Genomic DNA, 15,362 nt, shown 5'->3' on the forward strand with positions numbered 1-15,362 from the left:
GCGGGAGCGATTCCCGCCTGCGCGGGTTTTCAACAGGCGAATAGTTGGGCATGACGCGCACAAGCCAATCATCCAGCACTGGCGAAGTAAGTGGCACCTTCCCGGCGAACATTCAACGGGCCGCCGTAGGCCTGCGACAGCAATTCCGCGGTCAGCACGTCCGCGCGCGCGCCGTCGGCCAGCACGCGGCCTTCGCGCAGCAGGATCACCCGGTCGACCTGCTCGATGATTTCCTCGATGTGATGGGTCACCAGCACCAGGGTGATGCCTTGTTTTCCCAGCTCGCCCATCAGCGCCAGGAAATCGCGCTGCGCCACCAGGTCCAGGCCGGCGGTGGGTTCATCCAGCAGCAACGCCTGCGGCTGATGCGCCAGCGCGCGCGCAATCAGCACCCGTCGCATCTCGCCGGTGGAAAGCTCCGCCACCGCGCGCCCGGCCAACGCAGCCGCGCCCACCCGCTCCAGTGCCTCGCGCGCACCCTGGCGCATCGAAGCGCTGACTTCCGCATCGGGCGGCAGCATCAGGCTGGAAAAGAGACCGGTGAGCACCGCCGACTCCACGTCCAGGCCCGGCATCTCCTGCAGGTCGCGGCTCAGATCGCCAGTGACCACCCCCAACCGGGAGCGCAGCTCGCCCACCTTCCAGCGCGCCCGGCCCATCACCTTGACCGGCGTCTCGCCCTCTCGCGCCAGCGGATAGAGCTCGCGATTGACCAGCTTGATGAAGCTCGATTTGCCGCAGCCGTTAGGGCCCAGCAGCGCGGTGTGCTGGCCGGCCACCAGGCGTAGCGACAGGTTGTCCAGCACCACGCGCCCGCCGCGCACCACGGTGGCGCGGTCGAGTTCGATCAGCGGCTCGGCGCTGGATTGCGGGTGCGGGGCCGCATCGGGCAGGAACATGGGGAGTGACCAACTGGGGAGGAAGGCAGGACCGCACCATACGCGGGCGACGGGTGAAAACCGCGCGCACTGGGGCCATCATTGTCGCATCGGCATCGGCACCCGATGCGATGCAGCCGAAGGAACCCGCAATGCCTGAGTCCGTGTCCACTTTCCTGTCCGCCGGCCTGCTCGGTCTGGGCTGGTGGGGCATGCTGGCGGTGCTGCTGGTCCTTACCCAGCTCACCATCTTCTCGGTGACCCTGTACCTGCATCGCAGCCAGGCCCATCGCGGCGTGGATTTCCATCCGGCCATCAGCCACTTCTTCCGCTTCTGGACCTGGCTGACCACGTCCATGATCACCCGCGAATGGGTCGCCATCCACCGCAAGCACCACGCCAAGGTCGAGACCGAAGACGACCCCCACAGCCCGCGGTTCAAGGGTATCGGCAACGTGTTCTGGCGCGGCGTGGAGCTGTACCGCGAGGCGCGCTGGCAGCGGGCCGACATCGAGCAGTACGGCAAGGGCGCGCCCGACGACTGGCTGGAACGCAAGGTCTACACGCCGCACCCGCTGGCCGGGCCGACGCTGCTGCTGGTCGTGCATTTCGCGCTGTTCGGCTGCATGGGCATCGCCCTGTGGGCCGTGCAGATGGCGTGGATCCCGTTCTGGGCCGCCGGCGTGGTCAACGGCCTGGGCCACTGGTGGGGCTACCGCAATTTCGAATCGGCCGATACTTCCACCAACCTGACCCCGTGGGGGGTATGGATCGGTGGCGAGGAACTGCACAACAACCACCATGCGTTTCCCAGCTCGGCGCGATTCTCGATGCGACGCTGGGAAGTGGATATCGGCTGGGTGCTGATCAGGGCGCTGGAGAACGTGGGCCTGGCCAGGGTGCTGCGGGTGGCGCCCACGGTGGACATACGGCCCAACATCGCGGTGCCCGATGGCGATACCTTGAAGGCACTGGTCGCCCATCGCTTCCTGGCCATGACCGATTACCAGCGCAACGTGCTGACGCCAGCGATGAAGGAAGAGGCGCGCCTGGCCGGTGAAAAACTGCGCAAGCTGTTGCCGCGGGGCCTGCGCAAGGGACTGGCCGATGACGGCCGCTGGCTGCAGCCGGAGTCACGCGAACAGTTGCGGCAATGGATCTCGCAACGTCCGCGCATCCTGGCCCTGATCGAGCACCGAGCGCGCCTCAGCACCCTGCTGGAAGCGCGCACCCAGGATGCCTCAGAGCGCCTGCAGCAGCTGCAGGCCTGGTGCCAGTCGGCCGAGTCCAGCGGCATCCGCGCGCTGCAGGATTACGCCGCGCGCCTGAAAGGCTATGCCCTGGCCGCGCATTGAGGCCGCGACCGCAAGGGTTTGGAAGGTGAAGAACCGCGCGCAGGCCCGGCTCTACAATGCGCCCATGCATCGCACGCTGACATTGTTGCTCATGGCCCTGGCTCCGCTGGCAACGCAGGCCCAGGTCAGCGCGACCAGTGAATACCTGGCGCGCATGGACGGCGACGGCGACGGCCGGGTCAGCCAGCCCGAATACCTGCACTGGATGAGCTACGCCTTCGATGCCCGCGACGCCAACCGTGACGCGGTGCTGAGTGCCGGCGAATTGCCCGGCGGCAAGGGCCAGCCCCTGACCCGGGTCGAGCACCAGCAACGCCTGGCCGCCACGTTCCGCAAGCAGGACGTCAATCACGACGGTTTCCTCAGTGCCAGGGAACTGGCTGCCCCGCCGCAATAATCCTGCCTCCGCCGTCAGGGCAATCTCTGTCGCGCGTCCCGCATGGCCGTGGCCAGGGCGCTGGCCCAGGACAGCTGCCTGGCCGCGCGACTGGATACTTCGCCTCACCCACAAAAAAGCGCCGACCCTTGCAGGCCGGCGCCAGGTATTACCGGACCTTGCGGCCCGGCGACGCGGGGTAATGCTTACTTGGTGATGTCGACGTCCTTGGTTTCAGGCAGGAACAGCGTGCCGATCACCAGGGTCATCGCAGCGATCACGATCGGGTACCACAGGCCCTGGTAGATATTGCCGCTGGCCACGACCATGGCGAAGGCGATGGTCGGCAGGAACCCGCCGAACCAGCCATTGCCGATGTGGTACGGAAGCGACATCGAGGTGTAGCGGATCTTGGTCGGGAACAGTTCGACCAGCCACGCCGCGATGGGCCCGTAGACCATGGTCACGTAGACCACCAGCAGTGACAGCAGCACCAGCAGCATTGGCTTGTTGATGCGCGCCGGGTCGGCCTTCTCCGGGTAACCGGCCGAGGTCAGGCTTGTCTTCAGCGACTTGCCGAAGTCCTCCGAACCCGCCTTGAATGCCGCCGGGTCCAGGCCCGCGCCTTCGAACGCTTCCACCCGTGCCTGGCCAACACTGATGTGCGCGACCGTGCCGGCCGGCGCATCCTGGTTGCTGTAGGTCACGCCCGCCTTGGCCAGTGCCGCCTTGGCAATGTCGCAGCTGCTGGTGAACACCTTCTTGCCAACCGGGTCGAACTGGAAGCTGCAGGTCGCCGGATCGGCCACCACCACCACCGGGCTGGTGGCCACGGCTTCTTCCATGGCCGGGTTGCCGTAGTGGGTCAGGCCCTTGAAGATCGGGAAGAAGGTCAGGGCGGCAATCAGGCAGCCGCCCATGATGATGGGCTTGCGCCCGATCTTGTCCGACAGCCAGCCGAAGAAGACGAAGAACGGCGTGCCGATGATCAACCCGCCGGCGATCAGCAGATTGGCGGTGGTGCCGTCGATCTTCAGCGTCTGGGTCAGGAAGAACAGCGAATAGAACTGCCCGGCATACCAGACCACGGCCTGGCCTGCAGTGGCACCCAGCAGCGCCAGCAACACGATCTTGCCGTTCTTGGAGAAGAAGCTTTCAGTCAGCGGCGCCTTCGACAGCTTGCCGTTGTCCTTCATTTCCTGGAACAGCGGCGACTCGCTCAGCTGCATGCGGATCCACACCGACACGCCCAGCAGCACCACCGACACCAGGAACGGAATGCGCCAGCCCCAGTCTTCGAAGGCCTCGTTACCCAGCGCGAAGCGGCAACCCAGGATCACCAGCAGCGACAGGAACAGGCCCAGCGTTGCCGTGGTCTGGATGAAGCTGGTGTACAGGCCGCGCTTGCCATGCGGCGCATGCTCGGCCACGTAGGTCGCGGCCCCGCCGTATTCACCGCCCAGGGCCAGGCCCTGCAGCATGCGCAAGCCGATCAGGATCACCGGCGCGGCCACGCCGATGGTGGCGTAGCTGGGCAGGATGCCGACCAGGAACGTGGACAGGCCCATGATCACGATGGTGACCAGGAACGTGTACTTGCGCCCGATCATGTCGCCCAGGCGGCCGAACACCAGCGCGCCGAACGGACGCACGGCGAAACCGGCGGCGAAGGCGAGCAGGGCGAAGATGAAGGCACTGGCCGGGTTCAACGCCGAGAAGAACTGCTTGGCGATGATCGCGGCAAGCGATCCGTACAGGTAGAAGTCGTACCACTCGAACACCGTGCCCAGGCTCGAGGCGAAGATGACCTTCTTGTGGCCCGCGGTAAGCGGCTTGCCCGAGGGCAATGCACCATTTGCAGTCGTTGACATGTCGTTTCCCCTTAGAAGCTGTACTTGACGCTGGTGTGGATACGCCGCAGGTCGCCCTCGCGGTCATCTTCAAGTGCGCGCTGTCCGAAGATCAGTTCGGCGCCCAGGTCCAGCTTGGGGAACGGCGAATAGATCAGGTTGGCGTGCAGGGATTGCGCGCGCTCGGTCACGCCGAAGCCGGTGATGGCCTTGTCGTTGTCGAACATCGCCGCCGAATACATCAGGTTGGTGCGGACCTTGGGCGAGAACACGTGGCGCCAGGCCACGAAACCGCCGTAGCCATCCAGCGCATTGACCTCGCCGCTGGCATCAAGCACCACGTCGCTGCCCAGGCCGAAAGCCAGGTAACGGCCGATGCCGCTGCCGGCGTTGACCGCATAGCGGATGTCGTCGCTCTTGCCCAGGTTGAACTTGCCCGAGACGCTGACCGCCGCGCCGGTGTCGGTTTCATCCAGGTATTTGAACTGGCGGACCATGCCGGCGACGCTGAAATGACCCCAGTCACCCTTGGTGACGTAGCGGCCGGTCAGGTCGGGCATGACGTTGTCCCCGCTGTTGAAGCGCGCGCCCACGTTGAGGTACGGGGTGACGGTGGTCTGCGGGTTCTCGGCCGAGAACGACCAGGGCCCCTTGGTGTAGCGCAACTGCGCCTGGCGCACGAACACGGTGCCGTCGGTGACGCCGACGAAATCGACCGCGTCGGGCAGGGCTGCGGTATCCATGAAATTGGACCAGGTCTGGCCGGCCAGCCAGTTGTTCCAGCTTACGTAGGCCTGGCGCAGCGACACTGCATAGGTGTTGGTCGCGGTCTCGTTGCCGGCCAGCGCATTGCTGCCGCCGCCGAACATGTCGGCCTCGATGTAGGCCTTGACCTTGTTGCCGCCGTCGGTGACGGTGTCGGCGCTGAAGTAGAAGCGCGAGAACTGCGCGTGGTAGTCGGTGTACGGGTCGCCGCCATCGGCCGTCGGTCCGCCCACCGGGATCGAACTGGGCAGGTAGAACAACCGGCCCGACGAGCCATCGGCGATGCGCCCGTCGCTGGTGTCGGTGTACATGCCGTCCATCTTGATGAAGCCGCCGTAGGTAAACGACGTGCCCGGATTCGCGCCCGGCATGATCGGCCCGGTCTGGATGCGTGGCTTGCCGTCGGCCGGCGCGGCCTGGGCGGTCTTCACTTCGGTGATCTGCGCCTGGGTGTCGGCAAGCACCGTCTGTTGCTGTTGCTGCGATGACAGCAGCGCCTGGATCTGCTGCTCCAGCGCGGCGACGCGCGCCTCCAGTTCCTTTTCCTTGGCCGTTTCGGCAAAGGCCATGCCAGGCGCGACCAACGCGACGAACAATGCCGCGGCCAATGGCCGGCGCGACATGGATACGATGGTTTTTCTCATTATCCCTCTCCCGATAATGCTGATAGGCCGCGCAAAGTGCACGGTTGCGCCGCAGACTGCGCGCCGCCGCGGGCCGCGCCTATTCGCCATTAGTCGATAGCCACCACGCGAATACGGGGCCAGGGGCGAGGCTTCGACGATGGTCTAAGCGACTTGCTGCGTCGCGGCAGCAATGAATGCGTCAAACTCCAGCCCAGTCGCCGTTCCACCCGCGCGCGATGCGCAAGGCGGCAAACGCTCTCCCAGGAGGCAACCATGTCCGACCTATACCCCGTCAATCCGCAGTTCGCCGCGCATGCGCGCATCAACCGCGACCAGTACCTGCATGACTATCGCCGCTCGGTCGAGGACCCAGACGGGTTCTGGGGTGAAGCCTCCAGGCGCCTGGACTGGTTCAAGGCGCCGACCCAGATCAGGGATGTCAGCTACGACCTCAAGGATTTCCATATCCGCTGGTTCGCCGACGGCGAGCTCAATGCCAGCGTCAACTGCCTGGACCGGCAGCTGGAAAAACGCGGCGACAAGGTCGCCCTGCTGTTCGAACCCGACAGCCCCGACAGCCCGTCCTATGGCATCACCTACCGCGAACTGCACGAGCGCGTGTGCAAGCTCGGCAATGCGCTGCGCAACCTGGGCGTGAAGAAGGGCGACCGCGTCACCATCTACCTGCCGATGATTCCCGAAGCGGCCGTGGCGATGCTGGCCTGCGCGCGCATTGGCGCGATCCACTCGGTGGTGTTCGGTGGCTTCGCCGCCCATTCCATCGCCGACCGCGTCGGCGACTGCGAGAGCAAGCTGATCATCACCGCCGACGAAGGCCTGCGCGGCGGCAAGAGGGTGCCATTGAAGGCCAACGTGGATGCGGCGCTGAAACTTCCCGGCACCAATACCGTGGAAACGGTCCTGGTCGTGCGCCACACCGGCGGCGCGGTCGACATGCAGATGCCGCGCGACCGCTGGTTCGATGCGGTGGTCGATGCGCAACCGGCCGAATGCGAACCCGAACGCATGAACGCCGAGGATCCCTTGTTCCTGCTCTATACCTCCGGCTCCACCGGCAAGCCCAAGGGCGTGCTGCACACCACCGGCGGCTACCTGCTGTTCGCCAGTTATACGCACGAAGCCGTCTTCGACCTGCGCGAGGACGATATCTACTGGTGCACCGCCGACGTCGGCTGGGTCACCGGCCACAGCTACATCGTCTACGGGCCGCTGGCCAACGGCGCCACCGCGGTGATGTTCGAGGGCGTGCCCAACTATCCCAATGTGTCGCGGTTCTGGGAGGTCATCGACAAGCACCAGGTGACCATCTTCTACACCGCGCCCACCGCGATCCGCGCGTTGATGCGCGAGGGCGAGGAGCCGGTGAAGCGCACTTCGCGCAAGTCGCTGCGCCTGCTGGGCAGCGTCGGCGAGCCGATCAATCCCGAAGCCTGGCGCTGGTACTACGAAGTGGTCGGCGATTCGCGCTGCCCCATCGTCGACACCTGGTGGCAGACCGAGACCGGCGGCATCCTGATCACGCCGCTGGCCGGCGCCACCGACCTCAAGCCCGGTTCGGCGACGCTGCCGTTCTTCGGTGTGCAGCCGGCCCTGGTCGATGCCAACGGCGAGTTCCTGGAGGGCGCCGCCGAGGGCAACCTGGTGCTGCTTGATTCATGGCCCGGGCAGATGCGCAGCGTGTACGGCGACCACCCGCGTTTCATCGACACCTATTTCCGCACCTATCCGGGCACCTACTTCACCGGTGATGGCTGCCGGCGCGACGAGGACGGCTATTACTGGATCACCGGGCGCGTCGATGACGTGATCAACGTCAGCGGCCACCGCATCGGCACCGCCGAAGTGGAGAGCGCGCTGGTCTCCCATCCCAAGGTCGCCGAAGCGGCCGTGGTCGGCTTCCCGCACGACCTCAAGGGCCAGGGCATCTACGCCTACGTGACCCTGATCGCCGGCGAAGCCCAGACCGAGGAACTGCAGAAGGAACTGGTGGCGTGGGTGCGCAGGGAAATCGGCCCCATCGCCTCGCCCGACCACCTGCAATGGGCACCGGGCCTGCCCAAGACCCGTTCGGGCAAGATCATGCGCCGCATCCTGCGCAAGATCGCCGAGAACGCGCCGGAGCAACTTGGCGATACCTCGACCCTGGCCGATCCCTCGGTGGTCGAGGCGCTGGTGGCGGAGCGCAAGGTGCGTTGAAGGGGCGAAGAGCGAAGGGTGAATGGTGAAGGGTGAAAGCACCCGATTTCCCATTGCTCCTCTGCCGGATTACGCATCTGCTTTTTTCGAACAACACTGCCATGAACCTCACTTTGCCCTTCACACTTTTCCATTGACCATTTACCCATGACCACCCTGCTCATCGCCGACGACCACCCCTTGTTCCGCGAAGCCCTGCGCGGGGCGGTGCAGCGGGTGATGCCGGGGGTTCACCTGCACGAGGCCGACAGCGTCGACGCGCTGTACGCGCTGGTCGACGCGCATCCCGATGCCGACCTGTTGCTGATGGATCTCAACATGCCCGGCGCGCACGGCTTCAATGCGCTGGTGCACCTGCGCGTGCTGCACCCGCAACTGCCGGTGGTGGTGGTGTCCGCGCGCGAGGAACCCAGCGTCATGCGCCGCGCGCTGGACCATGGCGCGCTGGGCTTCATTCCCAAGTCGGCCGCCTCGGACACCATCGGCGCGGCCATCGGCCGGGTGCTGGACGGCGAACGCTGGGCGCCACCGGAAGCACTGGCGGCGCCGGGCATCGGTCGTGACGAATACGAAGTGGCCCAGCGCCTGCGTGAGCTCACCCCGCAGCAGTTCCGCGTCCTGCAGATGCTTGGCGCCGGTCGCCTCAACAAGCAGATCGCTTACGACCTGGGCGTGTCCGAAGCCACCATCAAGGCGCATGTCACCGCGATCCTGCGCAAGCTGGGCGTGACCAACCGCACCCAGGCCGTGCTGATGGCCGGACGCCTGTCGGTCGATCCGGAAACCATGGTGGCGCCACCCGAAGAGCAGGACTGATCCCGGCTCGCTGCCCGCAGCTGGACCCAGGCACGCTCCGCGTCCACCGGCTCAGCCATAATCAGGCGATGCACAGCGATCAAGGCAAGGCCCGCCGCCTGAACTTCACCAAGCGCATGCATCCCTTGCGGGCCGCCGGCCTGGCCCTGGGTGCGCTGTGCGTGGCCGTGTCCCTGTACGAGGACGGCGTGGTGACGCCCTGGCTGTGGATGGCCCTGGCCTTCAGCGGCCTGCTCTGGCCCCACGTGGCTTACCTGCTGGCGCGCAACAGCGCCGCGTCGGTCAAGGCCGAATACCGGAACCTGCTCATCGATGCCGCGCAGGGCGGGTTCTGGATTGCCGCAATGGCCTTCGACACGTTGCCCAGCGTGCTGCTGGCCATCATCCTGATGATGAACCAGATCATCGTCGGTGGCCGCCGCTTCGCCGCCAGGTCGCTGGCCCTGCTGGGCGCCGTCTGCCTGCTGGCCAGCGCGGCGCTCGGATTCCGTTTCGATCCGGTCACCACCTACCCCACCCTGCTGGCCTGCCTGCCGATGCTGGTGGTGCTGCCATTGGTGATCGGCGGCAGCAGCCGCAGTCTTGGGCAGAAGACCCTGCAACAGAAGAAGCTGCTGGAAAAGACCTCGCGCTTCGACGCGGCCACGGGCCTGCTCAACCGGCAGCAGTGGCTGTTCGCGGCGCGCAGCGAGTTCGACCGCTTCCTGCGCGCCGGGCGCCCGGCGGTGCTGATGATGATCGACATCGATTCGTTCAAGCAGATCAACGACGGCTACGGCCACACGGTGGGCGACCTGGTGATCGAGGAATTCGCCCGTTTGATGAAGGCCTGCCTGCGCGATATCGACAGCGGCGGGCGCTACGGCGGCGACGAGTTCTGCGTGATCATGCCGGAGACCCGCTGGGAGGAGGCCATCGTGGCCGCCGAACGATTGCGGCGCCAGGTGGCTTCCTACGAGTTCCCCCAGCCCGGGCTGCGTTGCACCATCAGCGTCGGCCTGGCTGAAATCAATCCCACCATCGCCAGCGTGAACGACTGGGTGGTGGTTGCCGACGCGGCACTGTATGCGGCCAAGGCACGGGGTCGTGACTGCATCGAAGTGGCGCGCCTGCCGGCCGCGCTGCAGGTGGGCTAGCAGGCATGGACGGAACGCAGGCGGTCACGGCAGCGCAGGTCGTCGCTTTCTGGCGCGACGCCGGGCCGGCCAAATGGTTCGAACGCGACGATGCCTTTGACGACGACTTCCGCTGCCGCTTCGAGGCCGCCCATTTCGCGGCCGCGCGCGGCGAGCTTGCGGCCTGGGGCGGCACGTCCGAGGGCGCCCTGGCCCTGCTGTTGCTGCTGGACCAGTACCCACGCAACTGCTTCCGTGGCAATGCGCATTCGTACGCCACCGATGGGCTGGCCCGGCGGCAGGCGCGCGAGGCCATCGCCGCGGGCCTGGACCTGCAGGTGGAAACCGCGTTACGGCTGTTCTTCTACCTGCCCTTCGAGCATTCCGAAGCGTTGCCCGACCAGGATTACGCGATGCAGTTGATCGCCGGCATTGGCCAGGACGAGTTGATGGAATACGCGCAGCTGCACCGCGACCTGATCGCGCGCTTCGGCCGCTTCCCGCATCGCAATGCGGCGCTGGGGCGGGAGCCGACCCAGGCCGAAGTCGCCTACCTGGCGGCCGGCGGCTTCAGCGGCTAGGCGCTGGTCCCTTGGCCAGCCGGGAGCAGGAAGCCTGCGTCAATATTTCGCCAGCTCCGAACCCGCTTCATCGGCCCAGGCATTGGTGCCGCCGACAACGTTGAAGACGTTGCTGAAACCAAGCGCGCGGAATTCCTCGGCGGCCTGCTGGCTGCGCCCGCCGCTGCGGCACAGGAAGGCCAGCGCGGTGTCCTTGGGCAAGGCTTCCAGTTCGGCACGGCCATTGCCGTCGAAGGTCTTGAACGGCAACGGCACCGCGGCGACCGCGCGTTCCTCTGGCGGTCGCACGTCGACCAGCAGTACTTCGCCGGCCACCACGCGCGCACTGGCTTCAGCCGGCGACAAGCCAGCCACGGGCTTGGGCGCATTGGGATTGTCGATGGCCAGGCCCTTGCCGCGGATGTCGTCGACCCAGTCGATGGTGATGCCCTCGGCGCGGCGCGCGCTGGCCAGGTCGAACTGGATGCGCACGCCGTTGGATTCGGCGGCGATGGCGTTGGCATCGAACTGGGCAAGCTGGAAGTTGGGCTGGAACTGGGCGTTGATCGACAGCGACAAGGCGCTGCCGGGGCCGGCGTCGGCCGCGGCGTTGGCCAGCATTTCGGCGGCCGCAGGCGTGACGGTGATCGTGGGCGGGCTGCGATCCGGTGCGGCGACGCCGAGCACCGAGGCCAGCTCGCCGGAGTTGCTCATCTGCTCGATGATGTCGCTGCCGCCGACCAGTTCACCGTCGATGTACAGCTGCGGGATGGTCGGCCAGTCGCCATAGGCCTTGATGCCTTCGCGGATGTCCTGGTCGGCCAGCACGTTGACGTGGGTGTAGTCGACGCCGAGCGCCGACAGCGCGCCCACCGCCTTGGCCGAGAATCCGCATTGCGGCATCGTGGGCTGGCCTTTCATGAACAGCACGACGCGGTTGGACTGCAGCAGGGTTTCGATGCGTGAACGCAGCGCGGGATCGAGGGACATCAGGCAACTACCGGGTTTTTCGGGAATGGCGATTTTACGCTGCATGGCATGATTGCGGCATGACCACGACGGCAACACTCAGTCACGCCCCGCACCGCGTTCCCCGCCATCCGCACGCCTGGTGGGCGCTGGCGCTGGTCCTGCATGCGCTGGTGGCGGTGGCGTGGTGGCAATGGGGCTGGCCGCTGGGCCTGGCCTGCCTGTTCGCCACCCACATGCTGTTCCTGTGGGGCACGATGCGGCCGCAATCGGGGCTGTTCAGCCCGGTGCTGAGCCGCCTGCCGACCCGGGAGAACGCGGTCTGGCTGACCATCGACGACGGCCCCTCGCACGAGACGGCGGCCATGCTGGACCTGCTGGACCGCCACCAGGCCAGGGCCACGTTTTTCCTGGTGGCCGACCGCGCCGCCGCACAACCGGAACTGGCGCGCGAGATCCTGCGTCGCGGCCATGGCATCGGCAACCACAGCCGCTCCCATCCGCAGGCCTGGTTCTGGGCGCTGGGGCCACGGCGCATGGCCGCCGAAATCGGGCAGGCGCAGGCGACCCTGGGCGACATCACCGGGCAGGCGCCGCGCTGGTTCCGGGCGGTGGTCGGCATGGCCAATCCGTTCGTGTCGGCGGCGTTGAAGGAAAACCGGCTGGCGCGCGTGGCCTGGAGCGCGCGCGGGTTCGATGGCGTGCGCGGCGAACCTGGGCAGGTGGTGCCACGCATCGTCGGCCAGCTGCGGCCCGGCGCCATCGTGCTGCTCCACGAAGGCGCGCCACATGGCAACAACCTGGCCATCGTCGAGGGCGTGCTGCAGGCCATGCGCGAACGCGGTTACACCAGCGTGCTGCCCGAAGCCGCTCCCGACCCGGCCTGTTAGCTACCCGCTTACGCGGATGCCTCTGGTTTGTTTGCCGGGGGGCCAGCAGCTGCGGCCAGCACGCGGGGCCGCGCCATTGCATGCCGAAGGTTTAGGGTCGCAGCCTGTGCAGCTGCTGCCTGCCTCTTACCCGGGCCTGTGCGCGACTATCAGCCAGTTATTGAATGGCGTGTTCCCGTACAGCGGGGAGAACGTGGTTTGCAATCCGGCCGCATCCAGCTGCGCGCGCAGCGCGGGGGCGTCGGGGTAGGAACGGGGACGGAACTGCATCCAGCCGATCAGGTTGGCCAGGCGGTCGGTGATGCGGGTGGTCCTGCCGCGGCGGCTGCCGTCACTGAGGGCGGTGCGGATCACCAGGCGCCCGCCGGGCACCAGCATCGCCACCACGTTCCTGATCAGGCGCTGCTGATCGTCGATGCCCAGGTATTGCAGGACGTCCAGGATCGCGACACTCCCCTGGTGTTGCGGGGTGACGTTGGCCAGGTCGACCACTTCGAACCGGGTATCGGCCAGTCCATTCTTGTCGGCCACTTTCTGCGCGCGCCTGATCTTGTCCGCGTCGTTGTCCACGCCGCGATAGGCCAGCGCCTGCCCGTCCAGGCGCAGCGCATGGGCCAGCAGGCCCAGCCCGCAGCCCAGGTCCAGCAGCGGTGCGTCGCTGCCGCGCAGCGCCTGCAGCACGCCCGGGTACAAGGGGTCGCTGCCCAGCTTGGCGCGGCTGTAGTAATAGTCCCAGCGATTGCCCAGCGGATGCCGCGGCAGGTAGGCGCGGGCGATGCGCGTGGCAGTGGCGGAGTCGAACGGTCGGGTGGGGGAATGGTTCAAACAGCAGCCTCCATGGCGCGCACGACCGGAAGCGCCAGTCGCATCCATTCGTTATACAGGCTGGCCGAAGGGTGCAGCCCATCGTCGGCCAGCATCGCCGGTTCGGCCCCGCGCGCGCGGCTGACCGGAGTGATGTCGACGAAGGCGACCCCGCGCGCCTCGCAAAGCTGGCGCGCCGCTGCATTGAAGTCGTCGATCTGCACGGCAATGGCGGCGGCATCGTGGCTGCCCTGGCGCGCGAACGGGGTGACGCCCCAATCGGGGATCGACAGCACCAGCACGCGTTCGCGACGCCCCTGCGCGAAGCCGACCGCACGTTCCAGCAGCGCGGCGAACTGCAGCCGGTACTCTTCCACGCTGCGTCCGCGGTACTGGTTGTTGACTCCGATCAGCAGGCTGACCAGGTCATAGCCCGGCAGCGGCGCCGCCGCGTCGATGGCCGCCTGCAGCTCGTCGGTGGTCCAGCCGGTCCGCGCGATGATCTGCGGATCCGAAACCGGAATGCCGTCGGCGCGCAATGCACGCGCCAGTTGCACCGGCCAGCGCCCGGATTCGGCAACGCCTTCGCCGATGGTGTAGGAATCGCCGAGGGCCAGAAATCGCAATTCGACGGGGCTGTGGTGTGTGCGATGAAGTGAAAGCTCAACCATATCGGTCCCGCCATGACCCGCCATGCGGCGGTTGAAAGCCCCGCGAAGGCCGGAACCCGGCGACTGCAAGGTTTTTACCCTTGCTGGGTCTGCAAGCACCTTCCGCGACGAGCAAGGTCACTGGTTCCCCGCCTTGGCAGGGATGACAGCGGAAGAGATCAAGCCGCCGCAGGCCGGGATTTCGACTTGATCGGAACGACCTTCGTCACCGCTTCGGCGCGCCGCGCCAGCACCCGATCGATGCGCGCGAACACTTCCCGCATCGTTTCGGCTTCCGGCAACAGGGTCACCCGGAAATGGTTGCGGTAGGGCACGTTGAAACTGGAGCCGGGCACCACCAGCACGCCTTCGGTTTCCATCAGCTCCAGCGCGAAGTCGTGGTCGTCGAAGCCCTTTGCCGCATCGCCCACCACCGCCGGGAAGGCGTACAGCGCGCCCGCCGGGGCGACCAGCGAAAGATGGTCGCTGGCCTCGCAGGCTTCGATCACCGCGCGCCGTGTTTCGTACAGTCGACCACCCGGCGCGCACAGCGCCGAGATGGTATCGGGCCCGTTGACCGCCGCTTCCACCGCGTACTGGCCCGGCACGTTGGCGCACAGGCGCAGCGCGCCCAGCAGGTCCATGGCGTGGTGCAGGTTGCCGACGGCTTCGCCGTCGCCCGACAACAGGGCCCAGCCCACCCGCCAGCCACAGGCCCGGTGCACCTTGCTCAGGCCGCTGAAGGTCAGGCAGGGCACGTCGCCGGCCAGCGGCGCGACCGGCTGGAACCTGGCGTCGTCGTAGAGGACCTGGTCGTAGATCTCGTCGACCATCAGCAGCAGCTTGTGGCGCGCGGCGATGGCGACGATGCGCTCCAGCAGCTCGCGCGGATAGGTCGCGCCGGTCGGGTTGTTGGGATTGATCAGCACGATGGCGCGGGTGCGCGAGGACACCAGGTTCTCGATCTCGGCCGGGTCGGGCAGGAAGTCGTTGGCCGGGTCGCAGCGGTAATAGACCGGGCGGCCGTCATTGAGGATGGTCGCCGCCGACCACAGCGGGTAGTCGGGCGAGGGCACCAGCACTTCGTCGCCCGGGTTGAGCAGGGCGCGCAGCGACAGGTCGATCAGCTCGCTGACGCCGTTGCCGACGAAGACGCGGTCCGGGTGCGCATTCGGCGTGCCGCGGCGTGCGTAGGCGGCGGCGATGGCTTCGCGGGCGGCCGGCAGGCCCTGCTGGTGGGTGTAGGGATCGGTGTGGTCGATGTCGCTGGTGATGGCCAGCTGCAGGTGTGCCGGGGCGCGGAATCCGAATGCGCCCGGATTGCCGATGTTCAACTTGATCAGCTTGCGCCCCTGGGCCTCCAGGTCGCGGGCGCGCCGGGCCAGCTCGCCGCGGATCTCGTAACGGACCTCGGACAGGCGTTCGCGGGTGGCGAGGGGTTTGATCGGGTTCGACATCGGGGCGGTCTGGCGGCAGGGAGAAGGAAATCGT

General features: G+C 66.9%; 14 protein-coding genes. 7 read left to right on the top strand and 7 right to left on the bottom strand.

What is annotated here, in order from left to right:
- Positions 1 to 68 precede the first annotated feature (68 nt).
- On the bottom strand, positions 69 to 899 hold the full coding sequence (locus tag DT603_RS09150; RefSeq protein ID WP_162349570.1) for an ABC transporter ATP-binding protein: 831 nt from the start codon (positions 897 to 899) through the stop codon (positions 69 to 71).
- A 131-nt stretch (positions 900 to 1,030) separates the two neighbouring features.
- Between DT603_RS09150 and DT603_RS09155 the strand changes: the two genes are divergently transcribed.
- The gene (locus DT603_RS09155) at positions 1,031 to 2,233 is read left to right on the top strand and encodes a DesA family fatty acid desaturase (RefSeq protein ID WP_162349571.1); all 1,203 of its coding nucleotides are present in this window, start codon (positions 1,031 to 1,033) and stop codon (positions 2,231 to 2,233) included.
- Between the two features lie 64 nt (positions 2,234 to 2,297).
- The gene (locus tag DT603_RS09160) at positions 2,298 to 2,630 is read left to right on the top strand and encodes an EF-hand domain-containing protein (RefSeq protein WP_162349572.1); all 333 of its coding nucleotides are present in this window, start codon (positions 2,298 to 2,300) and stop codon (positions 2,628 to 2,630) included.
- A gap of 185 nt (positions 2,631 to 2,815) precedes the next feature.
- On the opposite strand, the gene DT603_RS09165 is transcribed toward DT603_RS09160, so the two are convergent.
- Positions 2,816 to 4,480 (bottom strand): MFS transporter, encoded by a 1,665-nt coding sequence (locus tag DT603_RS09165; protein WP_162349573.1) that lies wholly within the window; start codon positions 4,478 to 4,480, stop codon positions 2,816 to 2,818.
- Between the two features lie 11 nt (positions 4,481 to 4,491).
- Entirely contained in the window at positions 4,492 to 5,868 is a 1,377-nt protein-coding gene (locus DT603_RS09170; RefSeq protein ID WP_162349574.1) for a DcaP family trimeric outer membrane transporter, read from the bottom strand.
- 255 nt (positions 5,869 to 6,123) lie between these two features.
- Here DT603_RS09170 and acs point away from each other — a divergent pair, with 255 nt between their 5' ends.
- The 4 genes from acs to DT603_RS09190 all read left to right on the top strand — a co-directional run bounded on the left by acs (position 6,124) and on the right by DT603_RS09190 (position 10,579).
- Positions 6,124 to 8,067, top strand: a complete 1,944-nt coding sequence (acs, locus tag DT603_RS09175) for an acetate--CoA ligase (protein WP_162349575.1) — start codon at positions 6,124 to 6,126, stop codon at positions 8,065 to 8,067.
- A gap of 147 nt (positions 8,068 to 8,214) precedes the next feature.
- Positions 8,215 to 8,883 (top strand): response regulator transcription factor, encoded by a 669-nt coding sequence (locus DT603_RS09180; protein WP_162349576.1) that lies wholly within the window; start codon positions 8,215 to 8,217, stop codon positions 8,881 to 8,883.
- 68 nt (positions 8,884 to 8,951) lie between these two features.
- Positions 8,952 to 10,019, top strand: a complete 1,068-nt coding sequence (locus DT603_RS09185) for a diguanylate cyclase (protein WP_162349577.1) — start codon at positions 8,952 to 8,954, stop codon at positions 10,017 to 10,019.
- Positions 10,020 to 10,024: 5 nt separating this feature from the next.
- Complete coding sequence (locus tag DT603_RS09190) at positions 10,025 to 10,579, top strand: DUF924 family protein (RefSeq protein ID WP_162349578.1); 555 nt, start codon at positions 10,025 to 10,027, stop codon at positions 10,577 to 10,579.
- Positions 10,580 to 10,618: 39 nt separating this feature from the next.
- On the opposite strand, the gene grxD is transcribed toward DT603_RS09190, so the two are convergent.
- Positions 10,619 to 11,548, bottom strand: a complete 930-nt coding sequence (gene grxD / locus DT603_RS09195; protein ID WP_162349687.1) for a Grx4 family monothiol glutaredoxin — start codon at positions 11,546 to 11,548, stop codon at positions 10,619 to 10,621.
- A 59-nt stretch (positions 11,549 to 11,607) separates the two neighbouring features.
- On the opposite strand from grxD, the gene DT603_RS09200 reads away from it, so the two are divergent.
- The gene (locus DT603_RS09200; protein ID WP_162349579.1) at positions 11,608 to 12,417 is read left to right on the top strand and encodes a polysaccharide deacetylase family protein; all 810 of its coding nucleotides are present in this window, start codon (positions 11,608 to 11,610) and stop codon (positions 12,415 to 12,417) included.
- A 126-nt stretch (positions 12,418 to 12,543) separates the two neighbouring features.
- On the opposite strand, the gene DT603_RS09205 is transcribed toward DT603_RS09200, so the two are convergent.
- From DT603_RS09205 to DT603_RS09215, 3 genes are all read right to left on the bottom strand, one after another.
- Positions 12,544 to 13,242, bottom strand: a complete 699-nt coding sequence (locus DT603_RS09205; RefSeq protein ID WP_246191722.1) for a class I SAM-dependent methyltransferase — start codon at positions 13,240 to 13,242, stop codon at positions 12,544 to 12,546.
- Entirely contained in the window at positions 13,239 to 13,892 is a 654-nt protein-coding gene (locus DT603_RS09210; RefSeq protein WP_162349581.1) for an SGNH/GDSL hydrolase family protein, read from the bottom strand. Before DT603_RS09210 ends, DT603_RS09205 begins: the two co-directional genes overlap by 4 nt.
- Positions 13,893 to 14,050: 158 nt before the next feature.
- On the bottom strand, positions 14,051 to 15,328 hold the full coding sequence (locus DT603_RS09215) for an aminotransferase class I/II-fold pyridoxal phosphate-dependent enzyme (protein WP_162349582.1): 1,278 nt from the start codon (positions 15,326 to 15,328) through the stop codon (positions 14,051 to 14,053).
- Positions 15,329 to 15,362: the final 34 nt, after the last annotated feature.

The organism is Pseudoxanthomonas gei (genome assembly GCF_010119615.1).
Classification (GTDB): Bacteria; Pseudomonadota; Gammaproteobacteria; order Xanthomonadales; family Xanthomonadaceae; genus Pseudoxanthomonas_A; species Pseudoxanthomonas_A gei.

Coding starts and splice junctions, on each gene's coding strand:
- DT603_RS09165 (WP_162349573.1), bottom strand. CDS start 4,480: ATGTCAACGACTGCAAATGGTGCATTGCCCTCGGGCAAGCCGCTTACC.
- DT603_RS09150 (WP_162349570.1), bottom strand. CDS start 899: ATGTTCCTGCCCGATGCGGCCCCGCACCCGCAATCCAGCGCCGAGCCG.
- DT603_RS09170 (WP_162349574.1), bottom strand. CDS start 5,868: ATGAGAAAAACCATCGTATCCATGTCGCGCCGGCCATTGGCCGCGGCA.
- DT603_RS09180 (WP_162349576.1), top strand. CDS start 8,215: ATGACCACCCTGCTCATCGCCGACGACCACCCCTTGTTCCGCGAAGCC.
- DT603_RS09190 (WP_162349578.1), top strand. CDS start 10,025: ATGGACGGAACGCAGGCGGTCACGGCAGCGCAGGTCGTCGCTTTCTGG.
- DT603_RS09215 (WP_162349582.1), bottom strand. CDS start 15,328: ATGTCGAACCCGATCAAACCCCTCGCCACCCGCGAACGCCTGTCCGAG.
- acs (WP_162349575.1), top strand. CDS start 6,124: ATGTCCGACCTATACCCCGTCAATCCGCAGTTCGCCGCGCATGCGCGC.
- DT603_RS09200 (WP_162349579.1), top strand. CDS start 11,608: ATGACCACGACGGCAACACTCAGTCACGCCCCGCACCGCGTTCCCCGC.
- DT603_RS09160 (WP_162349572.1), top strand. CDS start 2,298: ATGCATCGCACGCTGACATTGTTGCTCATGGCCCTGGCTCCGCTGGCA.
- DT603_RS09210 (WP_162349581.1), bottom strand. CDS start 13,892: ATGGTTGAGCTTTCACTTCATCGCACACACCACAGCCCCGTCGAATTG.
- DT603_RS09155 (WP_162349571.1), top strand. CDS start 1,031: ATGCCTGAGTCCGTGTCCACTTTCCTGTCCGCCGGCCTGCTCGGTCTG.
- grxD (WP_162349687.1), bottom strand. CDS start 11,548: ATGTCCCTCGATCCCGCGCTGCGTTCACGCATCGAAACCCTGCTGCAG.
- DT603_RS09185 (WP_162349577.1), top strand. CDS start 8,952: ATGCACAGCGATCAAGGCAAGGCCCGCCGCCTGAACTTCACCAAGCGC.